This is a genomic window from Kineococcus rhizosphaerae, assembly GCF_003002055.1.
Classification (GTDB): Bacteria; Actinomycetota; Actinomycetes; order Actinomycetales; family Kineococcaceae; genus Kineococcus; species Kineococcus rhizosphaerae.
This window is the reverse complement of the sequence record NZ_PVZF01000051.1, coordinates 1-2,359: the sequence shown is the minus strand read 5'-3', so window position 1 is coordinate 2,359 and position 2,359 is coordinate 1. Positions and strand designations below refer to the sequence as shown.

At 73.5% G+C, this 2,359-nt stretch carries 2 protein-coding genes; both read left to right on the top strand.

From position 1 onward, the window contains the following. Window positions 1–111 precede the first annotated feature (111 nt). Complete coding sequence (locus CLV37_RS26810; protein WP_106215792.1) at window positions 112–1,539, top strand: rhamnulokinase; 1,428 nt, start codon at window positions 112–114, stop codon at window positions 1,537–1,539. Further along, window positions 1,536–2,359, top strand: an 824-nt coding sequence (locus tag CLV37_RS26805; protein WP_106215791.1) for an alpha-hydroxy acid oxidase, incomplete at its 3' end; no start/stop codon positions are given. The genes CLV37_RS26810 and CLV37_RS26805, both read left to right, overlap by 4 nt.

Genomic DNA, 2,359 nt, shown 5'->3' with positions numbered 1-2,359 from the left:
GTCGCGAACGCCGTGTTCGTCCTGACCGCCGGGGACCTGTCGCACACCACCGGTCTGCACGTCCCCGTCGACGCCGGCGTCGCCGCCGCCTTCCTGCGCTAGGAGCAGTCGATGTCCGTCCACACCGCGGTGGACCTCGGGGCCTCCAGCGGCCGCGTCATGGTCGGCCGGGCCGCCCCGGGGGTCCTCGACCTGACCGAGGTCCACCGGTTCCCGAACGGCCCGATCCCCGTCGCGGGGTCCTGGTTCACCGACGCCGTGGGCCTGTGGCAGCAGATCCGCACGGGCCTGCGGGCGGTGGCCCGCCGGGCCCCGGACGCCTCGACGGTGGCCGTCGACACGTGGGGCGTCGACTACGGGCTGCTCGCGGCCGACGGGACCCTGCTCGGCACCCCCCGGCACTACCGCGACGCCCGCACCGAGGGGATCGCCGACGGGGTGCACGCCCGCACCCCGGCCCTGGAGCTGTACCGGCGCAACGGCCTGCAGCACCTGCCCTTCACGACGCTCTACCAGCTGATCGCCGAGGGGCGGCTGCTGGACCTCGCCGACCGCCTGCTGCTGCTGCCGGACCTCTTCGGGTTCTGGCTGGCGGGCGTGCAGGGCGCGGAGGCGACGAACGCCTCCACGTCGGGGCTCCTCGACGTCGGCACGGGACGCTGGGGCGACGACCTCGTCGCGCTGTCCGGGGTCCGCCCCGGGCTCCTGCCCGCCGTGCACGACCCGGGGACCGTCCTGGGCGGCCTGCGCGCCGACGTCCTGGCGGACAGCGGGCTCGGGTCCGGTACCCGGCTGGTGGCCGTGGGCTCGCACGACACGGCCTCGGCGGTGGTGGCCGTGCCCGCCGAGGACGAGCGCTTCGCGTACATCGCGTGCGGCACGTGGGGCCTGGTGGGGGTCGAGCTCGAGGGTCCGGTGCTCAGCGAGGACTCGTTCGCGGCGAACTTCACCAACGAGCGCGGCGTCGACGGCCGCATCCGCTACCTGCGCAACGTCATGGGGTTGTGGGTGCTGCAGCAGTGCGTGGCCGAGTGGGACGCCGACCTGCCCGGTCTGCTGGACGCGGCGGCCGACGTGCCCCCGGGTGGGCCGGTGGTCGACGTCGACGACCCGCGCTTCCTCGCCCCCGGTCCGATGGCCGAGCGGGTGCGGACCACGGTGACCGAGTCCGGCCGCCGCCCACCGGCCACCCGCGCGGAGGTCGTGCGCTGCGTGCTGGACAGCCTGGCGGACGCCTTCGCCCGGTCCGTGGCCGACGCGGTCCGCCTGTCCGGTCACGACGTCCGCGTCGTCCACCTCGTCGGCGGCGGAGCCCGGAACCGGCTGCTGTGCCAGCTCACGGCGACCGCGTGCGGGCTGCCCGTCGTCGCCGGTCCCGTCGAGGCGACGGCGCTGGGCAACGTGCTCGTCCAGGCCCGGGCGGCCGGCGACCTGGACGGGTCGCTGGAGACGCTGCGGGCCCTGGTGCGGCAGACTGCCGACCTCACCACGTTCGAACCGCAGCATCGACCGCTCAACACCGGTGTAGGAGTGTCGTGAAACGTCAGACCCCGAACCTCCGCGAGGTCCTCGACCTCGTCTCGTTCAAGAAGCCCGAACTGGACGGCACCAAGCGCCGCCTGGACGCGGCCCTGACCATCGAGGACCTGCGCCGCATCGCCAAGAAGCGGACCCCCCGTGCCGCCTTCGACTACACGGACGGCTCCGCCGAGGGCGAGATCTCCCTGGCCCGCGCCCGCCAGGCGTTCCAGGACGTGGAGTTCCACCCCTCGATCCTGCACGACGTGTCCAAGGTCGACACCTCCACCACGATCTTCGGCGGCCCCTCCGCGCTGCCCTTCGGCATCGCCCCCACCGGCTTCACCCGCCTCATGCAGACCGAGGGCGAAGAAGCCGGGGCCGGGGCGGCGGGCGCGGCCGGCATCCCCTTCACCCTGTCCACCCTGGGCACCACCACCATCGAAGGCGTCAAGGCCGCCAACCCCACCGGCCGCAACTGGTTCCAGCTCTACGTCATGCGCAAGCGCGAGATCTCCTACGGCCTCGTCGAACGCGCCGCCGCCGCCGGGTTCGACACCCTCATGTTCACCGTCGACACCCCCGTCGCCGGGGCCCGGTTGCGCGACAAGCGCAACGGGTTCTCCATCCCCCCGCAGCTGACCGTCTCCACCGTCCTGGACACCGCCACCCACCCGGCGTGGTGGTTCGACTTCCTCACCACCCGCAAGCTGGAGTTCGCCTCCCTCACCGAGACCGGCGGCACGGTCGGCGAACTGCTCGACTACGCCATGGACCCCACCATCGACTACGCCGACCTCGCCGAGATCCGCGCGATGTGGCCCGGCAAGCTCGTCGTCAA